Consider the following 17,734-nt stretch of genomic DNA (forward strand, 5'->3'; position numbering starts at 1 on the left):
CAGGACAGCGCCAGCCTGGCAGTTGACGCTACCCCTGTAGGAGCGGGTTTACCCGCGAAAGGGCCCGTACTGACCCTACAAGGCGCTCAGTACTCCCTCAGGCCACAATCCACCCATGCTCGACCATCGACAACGGCTCCCCGTCACCAATGATGATGTGATCCAGCACCCGCACATCGATCAACGCCAGCCCCCGCTTCAACGACAGGGTCAAATGCACATCGTCCTGACTCGGTTCACTGATCCCTGAAGGATGGTTGTGGCACAGGATCAATGCCGCAGCGTTGTGCACCAACGCCCGCCGCACCACCTCTCGCGGATAGACACTCGCCCGATCTATCGTGCCCCTGAACAGGATCTCAAATGCCAGTGGCCGGTGCTTGGTATCGAGAAACAGACACCCGAACACCTCGCTGGCCTCATGCCTGAGCATGGCTTTCAAGTAGCGTCGCACCGCTGCCGGGTTGTCCATGGCAGACTCCCGCTCAATCGACGTTGCAAGGTGCCTGCGGCCGATCTCAAGCAGTGCCTGCAGCTGGCTGTACCTCACCGGGCCCAACCCAAGCTCGCCGACGAAGGCCTCGCGGTCAGCCTCCAGCAACCGGCGCAAGCTGCCGAACTTCACCAACAAGCCTCGCGAAAGCTCCACGACATTACGCCCACGTACGCCTGAGCCGAGAAAAACGGCCAGCAGCTCCGTATCTGTCAGGCTCCCTGCCCCTCGCTGCAACAACTTCTCCCTAGGCCGTTCTTCCGCCGGCCACTCCCTGATGTTCATTCCACCCCTGCCTTTGCTGCGGCCCATTTCGGCCCTGTGTTAATCTATTTCGCCTCGTACATGCGACGTTCCGCCGCAGGCATTTCAAACGTCGTCGCCCGCTCTCACTGGAAAAAGGCAAGCCTATGCAGCGGCTGTATCGCAAGCGCATCGTTCTCGGCGTGGGTGGCGGCATTGCCGCCTACAAAAGCGCCGAGCTGATTCGCCGTCTCCTGGAGCACGGCGCGCAGGTGCGCGTCGTCATGACCCGCGGTGGTGCCGAATTCATCACCCCGCTGACCCTGCAGGCGCTGTCGGGCCACCCGGTGCACATGGACCTGCTCGACCCGGCCGCCGAAGCTGCCATGGGCCATATCGAACTGGCCAAGTGGGCGGACCTGGTGCTGATCGCCCCAGCCACCGCCGACCTCATGGCACGCATGGCCCAGGGCATGGCAGACGACCTGCTGACCACGCTGGTGCTGGCCACTGACGCCACCGTCGCCGTGGCGCCGGCGATGAACCAGGCCATGTGGCGTGACCCGGCCACCCAGGCCAACCTCGAGCTGCTCAAGAGCCGTGGCATTCAGGTGTTCGGCCCGGCATCCGGCAGCCAGGCCTGTGGTGACGTCGGCCTGGGGCGCATGCTCGAAGCCGCAGACCTGGCCTGGTGCGCCGCAGAAAGCTTCAAGCGCCAGGCACTGACCGGCAAGCACGTGCTGATCACCGCCGGGCCGACCCAGGAAAACATCGACCCGGTGCGCTACATCACCAATCATAGCTCCGGCAAGATGGGCTTCGCCTTGGCCGAGGCGGCCGCCGAAGCAGGGGCTCGGGTAACCCTCGTCACGGGTCCGGTGCACTTGCCAACCCCTGACCGGGTCAGCCGTATCGACGTCGTCAGCGCGCGGGACATGCTCGCGGCCTGTGAAGCGGCCATGCCGTGCGACCTGTTCATTGCCTCGGCAGCGGTTGCGGACTACCGCCCCGAAGTGGTTGCCACACAAAAACTGAAGAAAGATCCTACGACCGGCGACGGCATGCTGCTGCAGATGGTGCGTAATCCCGATATCCTTGCCACCATTGCTGGCCGCGCCGACCGCCCGTTCAGCGTCGGCTTTGCCGCCGAAACCGAACACTTGCTCGATTACGCCACGCGCAAGCTCAAGGACAAGAACCTCGACTTGATCGTCGCCAATGATGTGGCCAACCCCAGCATCGGCTTCAACAGCGAAGAAAACGCCTTGACCGTGATCGACCGCCAGCAGCACCAGACCCTCTTCGCGCAGACCAGCAAGGGCAAGATCGCCCGGCAACTGGTCGCCTTCATCGCCGAACGGCTCAACCAGGTTCAATAAGTTACATGCACGCTCTTCAAGCCAAGATCCTCGACCCACGCCTGGGTAGCGAATTCCCGCTACCCGCGTACGCCACCCCCGGCTCCGCCGGCCTCGACCTGCGCGCCCTGCTCAAGGAAGACACCGTCCTCGAGCCAGGCCAGACCATTCTGATTCCTACCGGCCTGTCGATCTACATCGGCGACCCAGGCCTGGCGGCAGTCATCCTGCCACGCTCGGGCTTGGGCCATAAGCACGGCATCGTGCTGGGCAACCTGGTCGGCCTGATCGACTCGGACTACCAGGGCGAGCTGATGGTGTCGTGCTGGAACCGCGGAAACACGCCGTTCACCATCGCGGTTGGCGAGCGCATCGCCCAGCTGGTGCTGGTACCGGTGGTGCAGGCTCACTTCGACATCGTCGAAGCGTTCGACGAAAGCCAGCGTGGCGCTGGCGGCTTCGGTCACTCCGGCAGCCACTGAGCCGGCAGATGACCGTTCAGGCCAAGGATGGCGAACTCTCTGGCGAAACCACCGTCCAAGCGTTCAGTTTGCGCCTGCCCAGAAAGCCTTTGACTAATGGAGCTTCCAGAGATGAACGACATGGCCCACCTGGTCCCCGCCGCATTGCCCGACAGCATTTTCCGCGCCTATGACATACGTGGTGTGGTCGGCAAGACCCTTCACGCCGAAACCGCCTACTGGATCGGCCGTGCCATCGGCGCGCAAAGCCTGGCCCAGGGCGAACCGCAGGTATCGGTAGGGCGCGATGGCCGCCTGTCGGGCCCGATGCTGGTGGAACAACTGATCAAAGGCCTGGTCGATGCGGGCTGCCATGTCAGCGACGTCGGCCTGGTGCCCACCCCGGCACTGTACTACGCCGCCAACGTGCTGGCCGGCAAGTCTGGTGTGATGCTGACCGGCAGCCACAACCCGTCGGACTACAACGGTTTCAAGATCGTCATCGCCGGTGACACCCTGGCCAACGAACAGATCCAGGCCCTGCTGACCCGCCTGAAAACCAACGACCTGACGCTGGCCCCGGGCCGCGTGGAAAAGGTCGAGATCCTCGACCGCTACTTCCAGCAGATCGTCGGTGACGTAGATCTGGCGAAAAAGCTCAAGGTGGTGGTGGACTGCGGCAACGGCGCCGCCGGCGTGATTGCACCGCAACTGATCGAAGCCCTGGGCTGCGAAGTGATCCCGCTGTTCTGCGAGGTCGACGGCAACTTCCCCAACCACCACCCGGACCCGGGCAAGCCAGAGAACCTCGAAGACCTGATCGCCAAGGTCAAGGAAACCGGTGCCGACATCGGCCTGGCATTCGACGGTGACGGCGACCGCGTCGGCGTGGTGACCAACACCGGCAGCATCGTCTACCCCGACCGCCTGCTGATGCTGTTTGCCCAGGACGTGCTGTCGCGCAACCCGGGCGCCGAGATCATCTTCGACGTCAAGTGCACCCGCCGCCTGACCCCGCTGATCGAACAGCACGGTGGCCGCGCCTTGATGTGGAAAACCGGCCATTCGCTGATCAAGAAGAAGATGAAGCAGACCGGTTCGCTGCTGGCAGGCGAGATGAGCGGTCACATCTTCATCAAGGAACGCTGGTACGGTTTTGACGACGGCATCTACAGCGCCGCGCGCCTGCTGGAGATCCTCAGCAAGACCGAGCAGAGCGCCGAAAACCTGTTCGCCGCCTTCCCGAACGATATTTCCACGCCGGAAATCAATATTGATGTGACCGACGAGGGTAAATTCAGCATCATTGATGCACTGCAACGCGACGCCGACTGGGGCGAAGCCAGCCTGACCACCATCGACGGTGTGCGGGTCGACTACGCCAATGGTTGGGGCCTGGTTCGCGCCTCCAACACCACCCCGGTGCTGGTGCTGCGTTTCGAGGCCGACAGCGACGCCGAATTGCAACGTATCAAGGATGTTTTCCGCACCCAGTTGCTGCGGGTAGAGCCTGAGCTGCAACTGCCGTTCTGACCGACTATCTGTTCCTTACAGGAGCCCTGCATGACCCTCGATCGCGATGCCGCTTCCCATGTAGCCGAGGTATTGTCCGAAGCACTGCCTTACATCCGCCGCTTTGTCGGCAAGACCCTGGTGATCAAGTACGGCGGCAACGCGATGGAGAGCGAGGAGCTCAAGACGGGCTTCGCCCGTGACATCGTGCTGATGAAGGCTGTGGGCATCAACCCGGTGGTGGTCCACGGCGGTGGCCCGCAGATCGGTGACCTGCTCAAGCGCCTGTCGATCGAAAGCCACTTCATCGACGGCATGCGCGTCACCGATTCGGCGACCATGGACGTTGTCGAGATGGTGCTGGGCGGCCAGGTCAACAAGGACATCGTCAACCTGATCAACCGCCACGGCGGCAGCGCCATCGGCCTGACCGGCAAGGACGCGGAGCTGATTCGCGCCCGCAAGCTGACTGTCAGCCGCCAGACGCCTGAGATGACCACTCCGGAAATCATCGACATCGGCCACGTGGGCGAAGTGGTAAGCGTGAACACCGACCTGCTGAGCATGCTGGTGAAGGGCGATTTCATTCCGGTGATCGCGCCGATCGGCGTGGGCGCCAACGGTGAGTCGTACAACATCAACGCCGACCTGGTGGCGGGCAAGGTGGCCGAGGCGCTGCAAGCCGAGAAGCTGATGCTGCTGACCAACATCGCCGGCCTGATGGACAAGCAGGGCCAGGTGCTGACTGGCCTGACCACCGAGCAGGTCAACGAACTGATCGCTGACGGCACCATCTATGGCGGCATGCTGCCGAAGATCAAGTGCGCGCTGGATGCGGTGCAGGGCGGCGTGAACAGCTCGCACATCATCGATGGCCGCGTGCCGAATGCGGTGCTGCTGGAGATTTTCACCGACAGCGGTGTGGGCACCCTGATTACCAATCGCAAGCCGCGCTGATTGATCGGTTAGCCTGCACTGGCCTCTTCGCGGGTAAACCCGCTCCTACATAGGGAATCGCCGACCTCGAGCCTGGCGCTGCCCCAATGTAGGAGCGGGTTTACCCGCGAAAGGGCCAGATCAGGCGGCACAAAAAAGGCGACCTCTGAAGAAGGTCGCCTTTTTCATTCCCAGGCCAGGATCAGATCCCGTACTGCGCCCGATAGGCCTCGACAGCCGGCAGGTGCTGCTTCAACTGTGGATCGTCAGCCAGGAACTCCAGCACCTGGGTCAGCGAAACAATGCTGACCACCGGGATACCGAAGTCGCGTTCCACTTCCTGGATCGCCGACAGTTCGCCATTGCCGCGCTCTTCACGGTTCAGCGCGATCAGTACACCAGCGGCCTTGGCCTGCTGGGCGTTGATAATCTGCATGACCTCACGAATGGCGGTACCGGCAGTAATCACGTCGTCGATGATCAGCACGTCACCGGCCAGCGGCGCGCCGACCAGGCTGCCACCTTCGCCATGGTCCTTGGCTTCCTTGCGGTTGAAGCACCATGGCACGTCCAGCTGATGCTGGTCGGCAAGGGCCACGGCGGTAGTCGCCGCCAAAGGGATACCCTTGTAGGCCGGGCCGAACAGCACATCGAACGGGATCTTGCTGTCGACGATGGCGGCGGCGTAGCAACGCCCCAGCTCAGCCAGTGCGGAGCCGGTGTTGAACAAGCCGGCATTGAAGAAATACGGGCTGGTACGCCCCGATTTCAGGGTGAATTCACCGAAACGCAGTACCCCGCGATCGATGGCAAAACGGATAAAGTCGCGCTGATACGGCTGCATGAATAGTCCCGGACACCACGGATTTAGCTAAATGGGTTGAGCTCGGGTATCATACACGCACGAGATTTTTGGGGCCATTTATGCGGATCATCAGTGTGAACGTAAATGGCATTCAGGCTGCGGCCGAGCGTGGTTTGCTCAGCTGGCTGCAAGCCCAGAATGCCGACGTCATCTGCCTTCAGGATACCCGCGCCTCGGCCTTTGAACTCGACGACCCAGCTTTCCAGCTCGATGGCTATTTCCTTTATGCCTGCGACGCGGAAGTGCCTGCCCAAGGTGGTGTGGCCCTTTACTCGCGCATGCAGCCCAAGGCAGTCATCACCGGCCTGGGCTTCGAGACAGCCGACCGCTACGGGCGTTACCTGCAAGCAGATTTCGACAAAGTCAGTATTGCCAGCCTGCTGCTGCCTTCGGGCATGAACGGCGACGAAGACTTGAACCAGAAATTCAAGTTGATGGACGACTTCGCCAAGTACCTGGACAAGCAGCGTCGCAAGCGTCGCGAATACATCTATTGCGGCTCGTTCTACGTGGCGCAGCAGAAGCTCGACATCAAGAACTGGCGTGACAGCCAGCAGTCGCCGGGCTTCCTGGCGCCAGAACGCGCCTGGATGGATGCGATCACTGGCGAGATGGGGTATGTCGATGCCTTGCGCGAAGTCAGCCGTGAAGGCGACCAGTACAGCTGGTGGCCGGACAACGAGCAGGCCGAGATGCTCAACCTGGGGTATCGGTTCGACTACCAGATCCTCACCCCGGGCCTGCGCCGCTTCGTGCGCAACGCCCGCCTGCCGCGTCAGCCACGCTTCTCCCAGCATGCGCCGCTGATCGTCGACTATGACTGGACGCTGACCATCTAAAAGGCCATTGGGGCTGCATTGCAGCCCCAATGGTTATTTGATCGGCCGCCAGATCATCGGGTAGCGATAAGGCTTGCCCTCATTCGCCCGCACCGCCGCAATGATGATCAGGATCATCACGGCCACTGCGAGCATGGCAAACAGCACCAGCCCGATGACCACGAACATCAGCAGGAAGCAGATGAGCCCGGCAATGGTCACGCTGATCTGAAAGTTCAGCGCCTCTTTGCCCTGGGCGTCGATAAAAGGGTCTTGCTCGCGCTTGAGGTGCCATAGCACCAGCGGGCCCAGCAGGTGGCCAAGCGGCACTACCAGGCCCAGAAGCGCGGAGAGGTGGCAGAGCATCGCCCATTGCCGCACTTCGGCATTGGGCGGGGTGACCGACAGGTTCGAATCGCTCATGCCCCGCACCTCCTGGGCTGGCTTCAGTCAGCCAGTGCCGCCTGCTGCAGCTCGAAAATCTCGTCCATGCCCTTCTGCGCCAGAGCGAGCATGGCGTTGAAATCTTCCGGCTGGAACGGTGCACCTTCGGCAGTACCCTGGACTTCGATGAAGCCACCGGCGCTGGTCATGACCACATTCAGGTCGGTTTCGGCTGCGGAGTCTTCCAGGTAGTCGAGGTCCAGCACCGCTTCGCCCTGGTACATGCCGACAGATACGGCTGCGATCATGTGCTTGAGCGGGTTGCCGCCCTTGAGGCCGCCGCGCTTCTTGATCACTGCCAAAGCGTCGCACAAGGCGACCATGGCGCCGGTAATGGACGCGGTGCGGGTACCGCCATCGGCCTGGATCACGTCGCAATCGACGTACAGGGTGATGTCACCGAGCTTGCTCATGTCCAGCGCGGCGCGCAGCGAACGGCCGATCAGGCGCTGGATTTCCAGGGTGCGGCCACCCTGCTTGCCACGGCTGGCTTCGCGTTGGTTACGTTCGCCGGTGGAGCGCGGCAGCATGCCATACTCGGCGGTCAGCCAGCCTTGGCCCTGGCCTTTGAGGAAGCGCGGTACACCGTTTTCAACGCTGACCGTGCAGATGACCTTGGTGTCACCGAACTCGACCAGTACCGACCCTTCGGCGTGCTTGGTGTAGTTGCGGGTGATGCGGATCGAGCGGAGCTGATCGGCGGCGCGACCACTTGGACGTTTCATCTGGGATACCTGTACTGGGACTTTGAATCTGCCGAGCATTATAGAGCCCGTAGCCCAGGGAAGACATGCCTATTGTCGCGCCCGGCACAGCCCGTCGCCTTTTCCTACCCCAGTAGCCACCCGTCGGTAACATAGGTGGATTGGGCGCCACGGCGACACTGCGCTACAATCCTGCGCCTTGCAGCCGAGAGGCTCCCACCGTTCATTCATCTACGCGAGGTACTCCCATGGTGCACAGCATGACCGCTTTTGCTCGTGTCGAGCGCGCCGGCAGCCAAGGCACCCTGGTCTGGGAGCTGCGTTCGGTCAACCACCGTTACCTGGAGCCGCATTTGCGTCTGCCTGAGGCCCTGCGCGACCTCGAAGGCGGCGTACGTGAAGGCCTGCGCCAGGGCCTGTCACGCGGCAAGGTGGAATGCACCTTGCGCCTCAACGAAGACAGCAACGGCAAACCGCTGAAGGTGGACCATGAGCGCGCCGCGCAACTGGTTGCCGCCGCCGAGGAAGTGGCCGGCCTGATCAAGCAGCCGGCCCCCCTGAACCCGCTGGAAGTGTTGTCATGGCCAGGCGTACTGGTGGCCGACACCAGCGATCCACAGGCACTGAATGCCGAAGCCATGGCGCTGTTCGACGAAGCGCTGGCCGAACTCAAGGCCGGGCGCCAGCGCGAAGGCCTGGAGCTGGCCCGGCTGATCAACGAACGCCTGGACAACATGGCCAGCGAAGTCACTACCCTGCGCGCCCTGGTGCCGCAGATGCTGGCGGCGCAGCGGCAGAAGATTCTCGACCGCTTCGGCGACATGCAAGCCGAGCTCGACCCGCAGCGCCTGGAGCAGGAGATGGTCCTGCTGGCCCAGAAAAGCGACGTGGCAGAGGAGCTCGACCGCCTCAGCACCCACGTCACTGAAGTACGCCGAGTGCTCAAGGGTGGTGGGGCCGCTGGCCGGCGCCTGGACTTCCTGATGCAGGAACTCAACCGCGAGGCCAACACCCTCGGCTCCAAGGCCTTCGACCCGCGCAGCACGCAAGCGGCGGTCAACCTGAAGGTATTGATCGAACAGATGCGTGAACAAGTACAGAACATCGAGTAAGGCCACCCCGACCATGAACCACAGCAGCGGCACCCTCTACATCGTTTCGGCCCCTTCGGGCGCCGGCAAGACCAGCCTGGTCACCGCCCTGACCAAGGACGACCAGCAGATCCGCGTCTCGGTCTCGCACACCACCCGCGCCATGCGCCCGGGCGAACAGCACGGGGTGAACTATCACTTCGTCGTCCACGAGGAATTCAAGGCGCTGATCGCGCAAGGTGACTTTCTGGAGCATGCCGAAGTGTTCGGCAACTTCTACGGTACTTCGCGCAGCGCGCTGCAGCAGACCCTGGACCAGGGCTACGACCTGATCCTGGAAATCGACTGGCAAGGTGCCCAGCAAGTGCGCAAGCTGATGCCACAGGCGCTGTCGGTGTTCATCCTGCCGCCAAGCCAGGAGGCGCTTCGCCAGCGCCTGGACGGACGCGGGCAGGACAGCGAAGAGATCATCGCCGGGCGCATGAAGGAAGCGGTCAGCGAGATGGTGCACTACGACGAGTATGACTACGTGATCATCAACAATGATTTCGACGTGGCGCTGGAAGATTTGAAGGCAGTGTTCCGCTCGAATCGGCTGCTGCTGAAGAAGCAACAGCAGCGCCATGCGGCACTGCTGAAGCAAATGATCGGCTAAAGATCGATGGGGCTGCATTGCAGCCCTTCGCGGGCACGCCCGCTCCCACGGGTTAATCACTGCCTTGAGGCTTGTGCCGTACCTGTGGGAGCGGGCGTGCCCGCGAAGGGCCGCAAAGCGGCCCCAATGATTTATTCCTGCAGAGGCAAGGTAGCCTGCTGGCGCAGGGTGGCCCCGAGGAAGTACGCCGGCGCACGCATGCGCGACAGGATCATCAGCCCGATACCCAGCACCGAGATGATCGCAGCAATCACGAACACCAGCCCCACTCCACCCACATGCGAGCCGCTGCCGAAGTCCGGAGAGGCACTGTCGATGGCGGTACGCACGAAGATCACCGACAAGATCACCCCGCCCACCAGCGGGCACAGGCCGCGCATGATGAAGTGGCGCAGGCTGTCGAACAGGCTGTCGCGGAAATACCAGACGCAGGCAAACGCGGTCAGCGAATAGTAGAAGCAGATCATCATGCCCAGTGCAGTGATGGTATCTGCCAGTACGTTCTCGCTCAGCGTACGCATGGTCACGTAGAACAGGCCTGCGGCCACGCCGGCGCAGATGGTGGCATAGCGTGGCGTTTGCGAGCGCGGGCAGACGCTGGCGAACTTCTGCGGCACCGCACCGTAATAACCCATGGCCAACAGGGTGCGCGCCGGCGCCACGAAGGTGGACTGCAGCGACGCCGCCGTACTGGCCAGCACGGCGATGGACATCAGGATCGCCAGCGGCCCCATGACCGGGCCGGCCAGGTGGGCAAAGACGTTCTCCTGGATGCGCGGGTTGTTCAGGCCAAGCCCCGTCTCGCTGATACCGGCAAACTGCAAGGTGGCGATGGCGGTGAACAGGTACAGACCAAGGATCAGCATCACCGTCCAGGTAGCGGCCTTGCCCGGCACCTCTTCGCTGCCCACCGACTCTTCACTGACGGTCAGGCATGTGTCCCAGCCCCAGAAGATGAAGATCGACAACGACAGGCCAGCAGCAAAGGCCGAGAAAGACTCGACACCAAACGGGTTGAACCAGGCGAAATCGAACGCCAGTGGTGGAGGCGCGGTGGTGCCGCCGAAAGCGGCGAAAGCAAAGCCGATCAACACCAGCAACTGCAGGGCCACCAAGCCGTACTGCACAGTCATTGTGGTGGCGATACCCCGACAGCAGATCCACACTGCCAAGCCAATGAACACGCAACAGGTAATGATGTTGATCAAAAGATTGTCGGCCAACGCTGCCAGTTCGTGCTTGCCGGTGATCTGCCCAAGGAACAGGTAGAAGAAGTCCACCGCCACCCCTGCCAGGTTTGACAGCACGATCGTGGTGGCAACCACCAGTCCCCAGCCGCCGATCCAGCCGATCATCGGGCCGAACGCACGCGCCGACCAGGTAAACGAAGTACCACTGTCCGGCTCCGCCGAGTTCAGCTCGCGATAGCCCAGGGCCACCAGCAGCATCGGCAGGAAGCCTACGATGAACACGGCAGGCAGGTGGGCACCCACCTCACGCACGGTAGGGCCAAGGGCGCCGGTCAGGGTATAGACCGGGGCGATGGTGGAAATGCCCAGCACCACGCTGGCCAGCAGGCCCAAGCGGCCCTTGGCCAGGCCTTTGCTGCGCTGAGTGTTGCCCGCGTCGGTCGCCACATCGGGTGGGCGACCGGCTTCTGTGTAATTGCTCATGAGTATTTGCCGTAGATTTTGGAATTGTTTTCACAAGCCTTGAGTGCAAGGCTCGCTTTCACTCATTGAAATTTTGCTATCGGGGACGAGTCATCCGAGACCTTCGGCTGACGTCAGAATCATTCCTGCCGTAAGCCCTCCCGTACTGCGTAGGCAATGCAGGCCTCGCGAAACGCCTGAAACAGACGCAGCGAGACCGGGTTTTCGTTGAAGCGCCATTCCGGATGCCACTGCACGCCGAGCACAAAGCCCGGCGCCGCCGGCATGGACACCGCCTCGATCAGGCCATCCGGGGCCCGCGCCTCAACGCGCAGGCCAGGGGCCAGACGGTCGATGCCCTGACTGTGCAGCGAATTGACCTCGAACTGCGCCGCCAGGCCCAAGCGCTCGAACAACCCGCCAGGCTCGATACTGACCGAGTGGCGAGGGCTGTATTGCACCTCCAGGGGGGCATCCTCAGGTTCGCGGTGGTCAAGGTAGCCAGGCAGTTCCTGCACACGCTGGTGCAGGCTGCCGCCAAGGGCTACGTTCAGTTCCTGGTAGCCACGGCAGATGCAGAATACGGGCACACCGGCGGCAATGGCTGCCTGCAGCAGCGGCAGGGTCAGGCGATCACGCGCCAGATCATGCCGGGTACCCGACACACTGGGGGCGCCATTGTAATGATGCGGCTCGATATTTGAAGGCGAGCCGGTAAAAACAATGCCGTGCAGGCTGGCCAGCAGCGTATGCGAGTCGCTGCCACCATCACGGGCCGGCAAGATCAGCGGCAAGCCGGCAAAGCCGGCCGCCTCGACATATTTGTCGCCGACCGTGTGCGATGAGTTCTTCCCTACCTGCTGGCGGCAGGCGCTGACACCGATCAAAGGGACCGCATTTGCGCTCATGGGCTTACACCGTGTGCAGGTACCAGTTGTACTCGAGGTCGGAAATCGAAACTTCGAACTCGGCCAGTTCGCTTTCCTTGCAGGCCACGAAGATATCGATGTAGTCCGGGCTGATGTATTGGTTGAGGACTTCGCTGTCATCCAGCGCGCGCAGGGCATCGCGCAGATTGTTCGGCAGGCTTTGCTCCAACTGTTCGTAGGAGTTGCCTTCGATCGGCGCCTCGGGCTCGACCTTGTTGGTCAGGCCGTGATGAACCCCGGCAAGAATCGCTGCGAGCATCAGGTACGGGTTGGCATCGGCGCCAGCTACACGGTGTTCAAGGCGCACATTGTCGCTGCTGTCGGTGGGCACACGTACGGCCACGGTGCGGTTGTCCAGCCCCCAGCTCGGCGCATTGGGCACATAGAACTGCGCACCGAAGCGGCGGTACGAGTTGATGTTAGGGCAAAGGAAGGCCATCGACGCCGGCATGGTTTCCAGCACGCCACCGATGGCGTGGCGCAGCGTATCGCTTTGCAGCGGATCGTCACTGGCGAAGATGTTCTTGCCGGTTTTCTTGTCCAGCAATGAAATGTGCACATGCAGGCCGTTGCCTGCCTGGCCCGGGTAGGGCTTGGCCATGAAGGTGGTGTCCATTTCATGGTCGTAGGCGATGTTCTTGATCAGGCGCTTGAGCAGGATCGCATAGTCGCAGGCCTTCAGCGGATCGGCCACATGGTGCAAGTTGACCTCGAACTGCGCTGGTGCGCTTTCCTTGACGATGGCGTCGGCGGGCAGGCCCTGTTCCTTGGCCGCTTCGAGCATGTCCTGCAAGCAGTCGGCGTACTCGTCGAGGTCATCGATCAGGTACACCTGGGTCGAATGCGGGCGCTTGCCGGAGATCGGCGAGCGCGGTGGCTGCGGGCGGCCGTTGAGGTTGTCCTGGTCGATCAGGTAGAACTCCAGCTCGAACGCGGCGCAGATAGTCAGGCCCAGTTCGTCGAACTTGCTCACCACCTGACGCAGCACTTCACGCGGGTCGGCGAAGAACGGCTGGCCATCCAGTTCGTGCATGGTCATCAGCAGCTGGGCGGTGGGACGCTTCTGCCACGGCTCGTCCGACAACGTGCCGGGGATCGGGAAACAGATGCGGTCGGCGTCGCCGATGTCCAGGCCAAGGCCGGTGCTTTCGACAGTGGAACCGTTGATATCAAGGGCGAACAGCGATGCAGGCAGGTTGATGCCCTTCTCGTACACCTTGTGCAGGCTGGCCCGCTCGATGCGCTTGCCACGCACCACGCCGTTCATGTCGGAGATCAGCAGGTCTACGTACTGCGTGTCCGGATGGGCCTGGAGGAAGTCATTCATCTCGCTGGAAGAACTGGCGCACGGGGTTACCGACGTCATGGTGTACATCCTTTGATGTGCTGCGGCGATGTGGGATACGGCTGGCGCCTCACGGGCGACGATGGTTGCAGCTGTTGTTGTTTTCACTTTCCCATCGTGGGGACTGGTTACCCGACCGGGCGCATTGATTCCGGGGGGCCGTTTCACTATAAAATGGCTCAGACGCAACAGACATTGGCAATTTGGCAAGCAGAGCGTGCATCAATGCAATATCAGATTACCCACGCCGACCTCTCTCTGGTCCTGGCACTGGAACGTGGCCGCTCGCTGGCCAAAGCCGCCGAACTGCTCAAAGTCGACGTTTCGACCGTGTTCCGCTCGATCCGCCGATTGGAGTCGGCGCTGGGCACCGCCTTGTTCGTCAAGAGCCGAAAGGGCTATCTGCCGACTGACACCGCCCAGGCCTTGGCAGAGCAGGCCGAACGTGCCGAGCAGGCGCTGGAAGCGGCGCGCATTGCCATGACCAGTGGCGAGCAGGTGGTCAGCGGCACGGTGCGCCTGACCTGCACCGAGGCGGTGATGCACAGCCTGTTGCTGCCGGCACTGGCCGAGTTCATGCCCAACTACCCGGCCTTGTCGCTGGAAATGGGTACCTCCAACACCTTCGCCAACCTCAGCCGGCGCGACGCCGACATTGCCCTGCGCCTGACCAACACGCCACCGGAGCACCTGGTGGGCCGCAACCTGGGCTCTACCTCCTATGTACTCTGCGGTCAGCCACAGTGGCGCGAGCGCCTGAGCGAGTCGCCCGCCAGCGTGCCATGGATCGCACCTGACGACTCGATGCAGGACCACCCTACGGTGGTCTGGCGCAACCAGCAGCACCCGGGCCTGAGCCCGCGCTACCAGTGCAGCAGCATGTCGACCATTGCCCAGTTGGTCACGGCCGGCCTGGGCGTGGCAGCACTGCCAGACTACATGGTGCATGCGCTGCCCGGGGTGGATGCACTGAGCGGCCCCCTGCCCGGCTGCGACACCCAGTTGTGGCTGCTGACCCGGCCGGATTGTCGGGCGTTGCGCTCGGTGCAGACCTTGTTCGAAGAGCTGACCCCGCGGTTGCGTGACGCGATGCTCTGAGGTTATCGTCGGGACAAAGCGTCGAGGGTGTCTGTTGCGACCCTTTCGCGGGTAAACCCGCTCCTACGAGGTAAGTGGTACCTGTAGGAGCGGGTTTACCCGCGAAGAAGCCGACGCGGGCCTGAAGGTACCACCCGGCAAAACAGCGCTTCCCTATTGGCTGGTGAATTTTTATACTATCGAGTCCGCCTGCCCACTAATGGGCTGCACGCCCACCGCAATTGCTACTGAGGAAGACCATGGCCCGCGTAACTGTTGAAGACTGCCTGGAACACGTGGATAACCGCTTTGAGCTGGTCATGCTCTCGACCAAGCGCGCTCGCCAGCTGGCGACCGGCGGCAAAGAGCCACGCGTTGCGTGGGAAAACGACAAGCCAACCGTTGTTGCCCTGCGTGAAATTGCCGAAGGCATCGTCACCAACGAGTTCATCGCCGCTGAAGAGATCGTCACCGAGGATCCGGTGTTCGCCGCGTTCGAGGACGAGAACAACGAGGCTGTCTGATTGATGCCAGGTCGACGTCGTACGGCGCAAGGCCCTCTTCCTCGGCAGGAGGTGAACCCATGCCGGGTATAGAAGCCTTGGCCGAACGGCTTTCGACCTATCTTGGCCCCGAACAGGTCAACCTGGTCCGGCGTGCCTATTTCTACGCCGAACAGGCCCACGATGGGCAACGCCGCCGCAGCGGCGAGCCCTACGTGACCCACCCGCTGGCCGTGGCCAGCATCCTCGCCGACATGCACATGGACCATCAGAGCCTGATGGCGGCCATGCTGCACGATGTGATCGAAGACACCGGCATCGCCAAGGAAGCCCTCAGCCAGCAGTTTGGCGAGACCGTGGCCGAACTGGTCGATGGGGTCAGCAAGCTGACCCAGATGAATTTCGAAACCAAGGCCGAGGCGCAGGCGGAAAACTTCCAGAAGATGGCCATGGCCATGGCCCGCGACATCCGCGTGATCCTGGTCAAGCTGGCGGACCGCCTGCACAACATGCGCACACTGGAAGTGCTGTCTGGCGAAAAACGCCGGCGCATCGCCAAGGAAACCCTCGAAATCTACGCCCCCATCGCCAACCGCCTGGGGATGCACAATGTGCGGGTGGAGTTCGAAGACCTTGGCTTCAAGGCCATGCACCCGATGCGCTCGTCGCTGATTTACCGTGCAGTGAAGAGCGCACGCGGCAACCGCAAAGAGATCGTCGCCAAGATCGAGCACTCGCTGGCCAACTGCCTGGCCGCCGACGGCATCGAGGGCGAGGTCAGCGGTCGGCAGAAACACCTCTATGGCATCTACAAGAAGATGCGCGGCAAGCGCCGTGCCTTCAACGAGATCATGGACGTGTATGCCTTCCGCATCATCGTCGACAAGGTGGATACCTGCTACCGCGTGCTCGGCGCCGTGCACAACCTCTACAAGCCGCTGCCCGGGCGCTTCAAGGATTACATCGCGATCCCCAAGGCCAACGGCTACCAGTCGTTGCACACTACCCTGTTCGGCATGCACGGCGTGCCCATCGAAATCCAGATCCGCACCCGCGAAATGGAAGAGATGGCCAACAACGGCATCGCTGCACACTGGCTGTACAAGTCCAACGACGACGAGCAGCCCAAGGGCAGCCACGCGCGTGCCCGCCAGTGGGTCAAGGGCATCCTCGAACTGCAGCAACGTGCCGGCAACTCCCTGGAATTCATCGAGAGCGTGAAGATCGACCTGTTCCCGGACGAGGTCTACGTATTCACCCCCAAAGGCCGGATCATGGAGTTGCCCAAAGGCTCCACGGCCGTCGATTTCGCCTATGCGGTGCACACCGACGTTGGTAACAGCTGTATCGCGTGCCGCATCAACCGCCGCCTGGCGCCACTGTCCGAACCGCTACAAAGCGGCTCGACAGTAGAAATCGTCAGCGCCCCGGGCGCTCGGCCAAACCCGGCCTGGCTCAACTTTGTGGTCTCCGGCAAGGCGCGCACGAATATCCGCCACGCGCTCAAGCAACAGCGCCGCTCGGAGTCCATCAGCCTGGGCGAGCGCCTGCTGAACAAGGTGCTCACAGGCTTCGACAGCAGCCTGGAGAAAATCCCTCAGGAACGCGTCCAGTCTATTCTCGCCGAATACCGCCTGGAGCTGATAGAAGACCTGCTCGAAGACATCGGCCTGGGCAACCGCATGGCCTACGTGGTCGCGCGCCGCCTGCTGTCGGCCGAAGGCGAACAGCTGCCGGCGCCAGAAGGCCCGCTGGCGATCCGCGGTACCGAAGGCCTGGTGCTGAGCTACGCCAAGTGCTGCACGCCGATCCCGGGTGACCCGATTGTCGGCCACCTGTCGGCCGGCAAGGGCATGGTCGTGCACCTGGAGAACTGCCGCAACATCAGTGAAATCCGCCACAACCCCGAAAAGTGCGTGCAGCTCTCCTGGGCCAAGGACATCACTGGCGAGTTCAATGTCGAACTGCGTGTCGAGCTGGAACACCAGCGCGGGCTGATCGCCCTGCTGGCCAGCAGCGTCAACGCCGCCGACGGTAACATCGAAAAGATCAGCATGGACGAACGCGACGGCCGTATCAGCGTGGTCCAACTGGTGGTCAGCGTGCACGACCGCGTGCACCTGGCGCGTGTGATCAAGAAGCTGCGTACCCTGACCGGTGTGGTCCGCATCACCCGCATGCGTACGTAGTCCGCCAACCGCAAGGAGTCATCATGAGCAAAACCGTCATCAACAGCGACAAGGCCCCTGCCGCCATCGGCACCTACTCGCAGGCGATCAAGGCCGGCAACACCGTGTACATGTCGGGCCAAATCCCTCTGGACCCGAAGACCATGGAACTGGTCGAAGGCTTCGAAGCCCAGACCGTGCAGGTGTTCGAGAACCTCAAGGCCGTGGCTGAAGCCGCTGGCGGTTCGTTCAAGGACATCGTGAAACTGAACATCTTCCTCACCGACCTGAGCCACTTCGCCAAGGTAAACGAGGTGATGGGCCGCTACTTCGAACAGCCCTACCCAGCCCGCGCTGCCATCGGCGTTGCCGCGCTGCCGAAAGGCTCTCAGGTCGAAATGGACGCCATCCTGGTCATCGAATGATGCCCGGGTGACGGGCCCTGCCCGTCACCCTCCTTACTCCGCAAGGTTACCCCGT

Annotated in this window: 17 protein-coding genes and 1 pseudogene; 11 read left to right on the forward strand and 7 right to left on the reverse strand. The window is 62.3% G+C overall.

Annotated features, from left to right (window positions below):
- Positions 1-97 precede the first annotated feature (97 nt).
- Positions 98-778 (reverse strand): RadC family protein, encoded by a 681-nt coding sequence (gene radC / locus ACYCCG_RS02940; RefSeq protein WP_176682877.1) that lies wholly within the window; start codon positions 776-778, stop codon positions 98-100.
- A gap of 125 nt (positions 779-903) precedes the next feature.
- Between radC and coaBC the strand changes: the two genes are divergently transcribed.
- From coaBC to argB, 4 genes and pseudogenes are all read left to right on the forward strand, one after another.
- Positions 904-2,115 carry a bifunctional phosphopantothenoylcysteine decarboxylase/phosphopantothenate--cysteine ligase CoaBC gene (gene coaBC, locus ACYCCG_RS02945; RefSeq protein ID WP_459669376.1) on the forward strand — a complete coding sequence of 404 codons (1,212 nt, stop codon included), beginning with the start codon at positions 904-906 and terminating at the stop codon, positions 2,113-2,115.
- A gap of 5 nt (positions 2,116-2,120) precedes the next feature.
- Positions 2,121-2,576 carry a dUTP diphosphatase gene (dut, locus tag ACYCCG_RS02950; protein ID WP_176682879.1) on the forward strand — a complete coding sequence of 152 codons (456 nt, stop codon included), beginning with the start codon at positions 2,121-2,123 and terminating at the stop codon, positions 2,574-2,576.
- 144 nt (positions 2,577-2,720) lie between these two features.
- A pseudogene (locus tag ACYCCG_RS02955) lies at positions 2,721-4,088 on the forward strand (phosphomannomutase/phosphoglucomutase); the annotation flags it as partial.
- Positions 4,089-4,118: 30 nt separating this feature from the next.
- Positions 4,119-5,024: an acetylglutamate kinase gene (argB, locus tag ACYCCG_RS02960; protein ID WP_176682881.1), complete on the forward strand. Its 906-nt coding sequence runs from the start codon at positions 4,119-4,121 to the stop codon at positions 5,022-5,024.
- Between the two features lie 181 nt (positions 5,025-5,205).
- Here the strand turns inward: argB and pyrE are convergent, their stop codons facing one another.
- Complete coding sequence (gene pyrE / locus ACYCCG_RS02965) at positions 5,206-5,847, reverse strand: orotate phosphoribosyltransferase (protein WP_003253405.1); 642 nt, start codon at positions 5,845-5,847, stop codon at positions 5,206-5,208.
- Positions 5,848-5,927: 80 nt separating this feature from the next.
- On the opposite strand from pyrE, the gene ACYCCG_RS02970 reads away from it, so the two are divergent.
- The gene (locus tag ACYCCG_RS02970) at positions 5,928-6,707 is read left to right on the forward strand and encodes an exodeoxyribonuclease III (protein ID WP_003253401.1); all 780 of its coding nucleotides are present in this window, start codon (positions 5,928-5,930) and stop codon (positions 6,705-6,707) included.
- Between the two features lie 33 nt (positions 6,708-6,740).
- Here the strand turns inward: ACYCCG_RS02970 and ACYCCG_RS02975 are convergent, their stop codons facing one another.
- Positions 6,741-7,109, reverse strand: a complete 369-nt coding sequence (locus ACYCCG_RS02975; RefSeq protein ID WP_176682882.1) for a DUF4870 domain-containing protein — start codon at positions 7,107-7,109, stop codon at positions 6,741-6,743.
- Between the two features lie 23 nt (positions 7,110-7,132).
- Positions 7,133-7,855 (reverse strand): ribonuclease PH, encoded by a 723-nt coding sequence (gene rph, locus ACYCCG_RS02980; RefSeq protein WP_176682883.1) that lies wholly within the window; start codon positions 7,853-7,855, stop codon positions 7,133-7,135.
- Between the two features lie 227 nt (positions 7,856-8,082).
- Here rph and ACYCCG_RS02985 point away from each other — a divergent pair, with 227 nt between their 5' ends.
- Together ACYCCG_RS02985 and gmk are read left to right on the forward strand one after the other, a co-directional pair.
- Positions 8,083-8,946 (forward strand): YicC/YloC family endoribonuclease, encoded by an 864-nt coding sequence (locus tag ACYCCG_RS02985; RefSeq protein ID WP_176682884.1) that lies wholly within the window; start codon positions 8,083-8,085, stop codon positions 8,944-8,946.
- Positions 8,947-8,959: 13 nt separating this feature from the next.
- On the forward strand, positions 8,960-9,580 hold the full coding sequence (gene gmk / locus ACYCCG_RS02990) for a guanylate kinase (RefSeq protein ID WP_176682885.1): 621 nt from the start codon (positions 8,960-8,962) through the stop codon (positions 9,578-9,580).
- 131 nt (positions 9,581-9,711) lie between these two features.
- On the opposite strand, the gene ACYCCG_RS02995 is transcribed toward gmk, so the two are convergent.
- The 3 genes from ACYCCG_RS02995 to ACYCCG_RS03005 form a co-directional block, all read right to left on the reverse strand.
- Positions 9,712-11,253, reverse strand: a complete 1,542-nt coding sequence (locus ACYCCG_RS02995; RefSeq protein ID WP_339442828.1) for an APC family permease — start codon at positions 11,251-11,253, stop codon at positions 9,712-9,714.
- A gap of 119 nt (positions 11,254-11,372) precedes the next feature.
- Positions 11,373-12,140, reverse strand: coding sequence for a gamma-glutamyl-gamma-aminobutyrate hydrolase family protein (locus ACYCCG_RS03000; RefSeq protein ID WP_209969137.1), 768 nt, complete (start codon positions 12,138-12,140; stop codon positions 11,373-11,375).
- A gap of 4 nt (positions 12,141-12,144) precedes the next feature.
- Positions 12,145-13,527 carry a glutamine synthetase family protein gene (locus ACYCCG_RS03005; protein ID WP_176682888.1) on the reverse strand — a complete coding sequence of 461 codons (1,383 nt, stop codon included), beginning with the start codon at positions 13,525-13,527 and terminating at the stop codon, positions 12,145-12,147.
- A 204-nt stretch (positions 13,528-13,731) separates the two neighbouring features.
- Here ACYCCG_RS03005 and ACYCCG_RS03010 point away from each other — a divergent pair, with 204 nt between their 5' ends.
- The 4 genes from ACYCCG_RS03010 to ACYCCG_RS03025 all read left to right on the forward strand — a co-directional run bounded on the left by ACYCCG_RS03010 (position 13,732) and on the right by ACYCCG_RS03025 (position 17,679).
- Entirely contained in the window at positions 13,732-14,604 is an 873-nt protein-coding gene (locus tag ACYCCG_RS03010) for a LysR family transcriptional regulator (RefSeq protein WP_176682889.1), read from the forward strand.
- A 239-nt stretch (positions 14,605-14,843) separates the two neighbouring features.
- Positions 14,844-15,107 (forward strand): DNA-directed RNA polymerase subunit omega, encoded by a 264-nt coding sequence (gene rpoZ, locus ACYCCG_RS03015; RefSeq protein ID WP_003253383.1) that lies wholly within the window; start codon positions 14,844-14,846, stop codon positions 15,105-15,107.
- 59 nt (positions 15,108-15,166) lie between these two features.
- Positions 15,167-17,275, forward strand: a complete 2,109-nt coding sequence (spoT, locus tag ACYCCG_RS03020) for a bifunctional GTP diphosphokinase/guanosine-3',5'-bis pyrophosphate 3'-pyrophosphohydrolase (RefSeq protein WP_176682890.1) — start codon at positions 15,167-15,169, stop codon at positions 17,273-17,275.
- Between the two features lie 23 nt (positions 17,276-17,298).
- Positions 17,299-17,679: a RidA family protein gene (locus ACYCCG_RS03025; protein WP_003253379.1), complete on the forward strand. Its 381-nt coding sequence runs from the start codon at positions 17,299-17,301 to the stop codon at positions 17,677-17,679.
- Positions 17,680-17,734: the final 55 nt, after the last annotated feature.

It is taken from the genome of Pseudomonas sp. VEM90 (assembly GCF_054611535.1).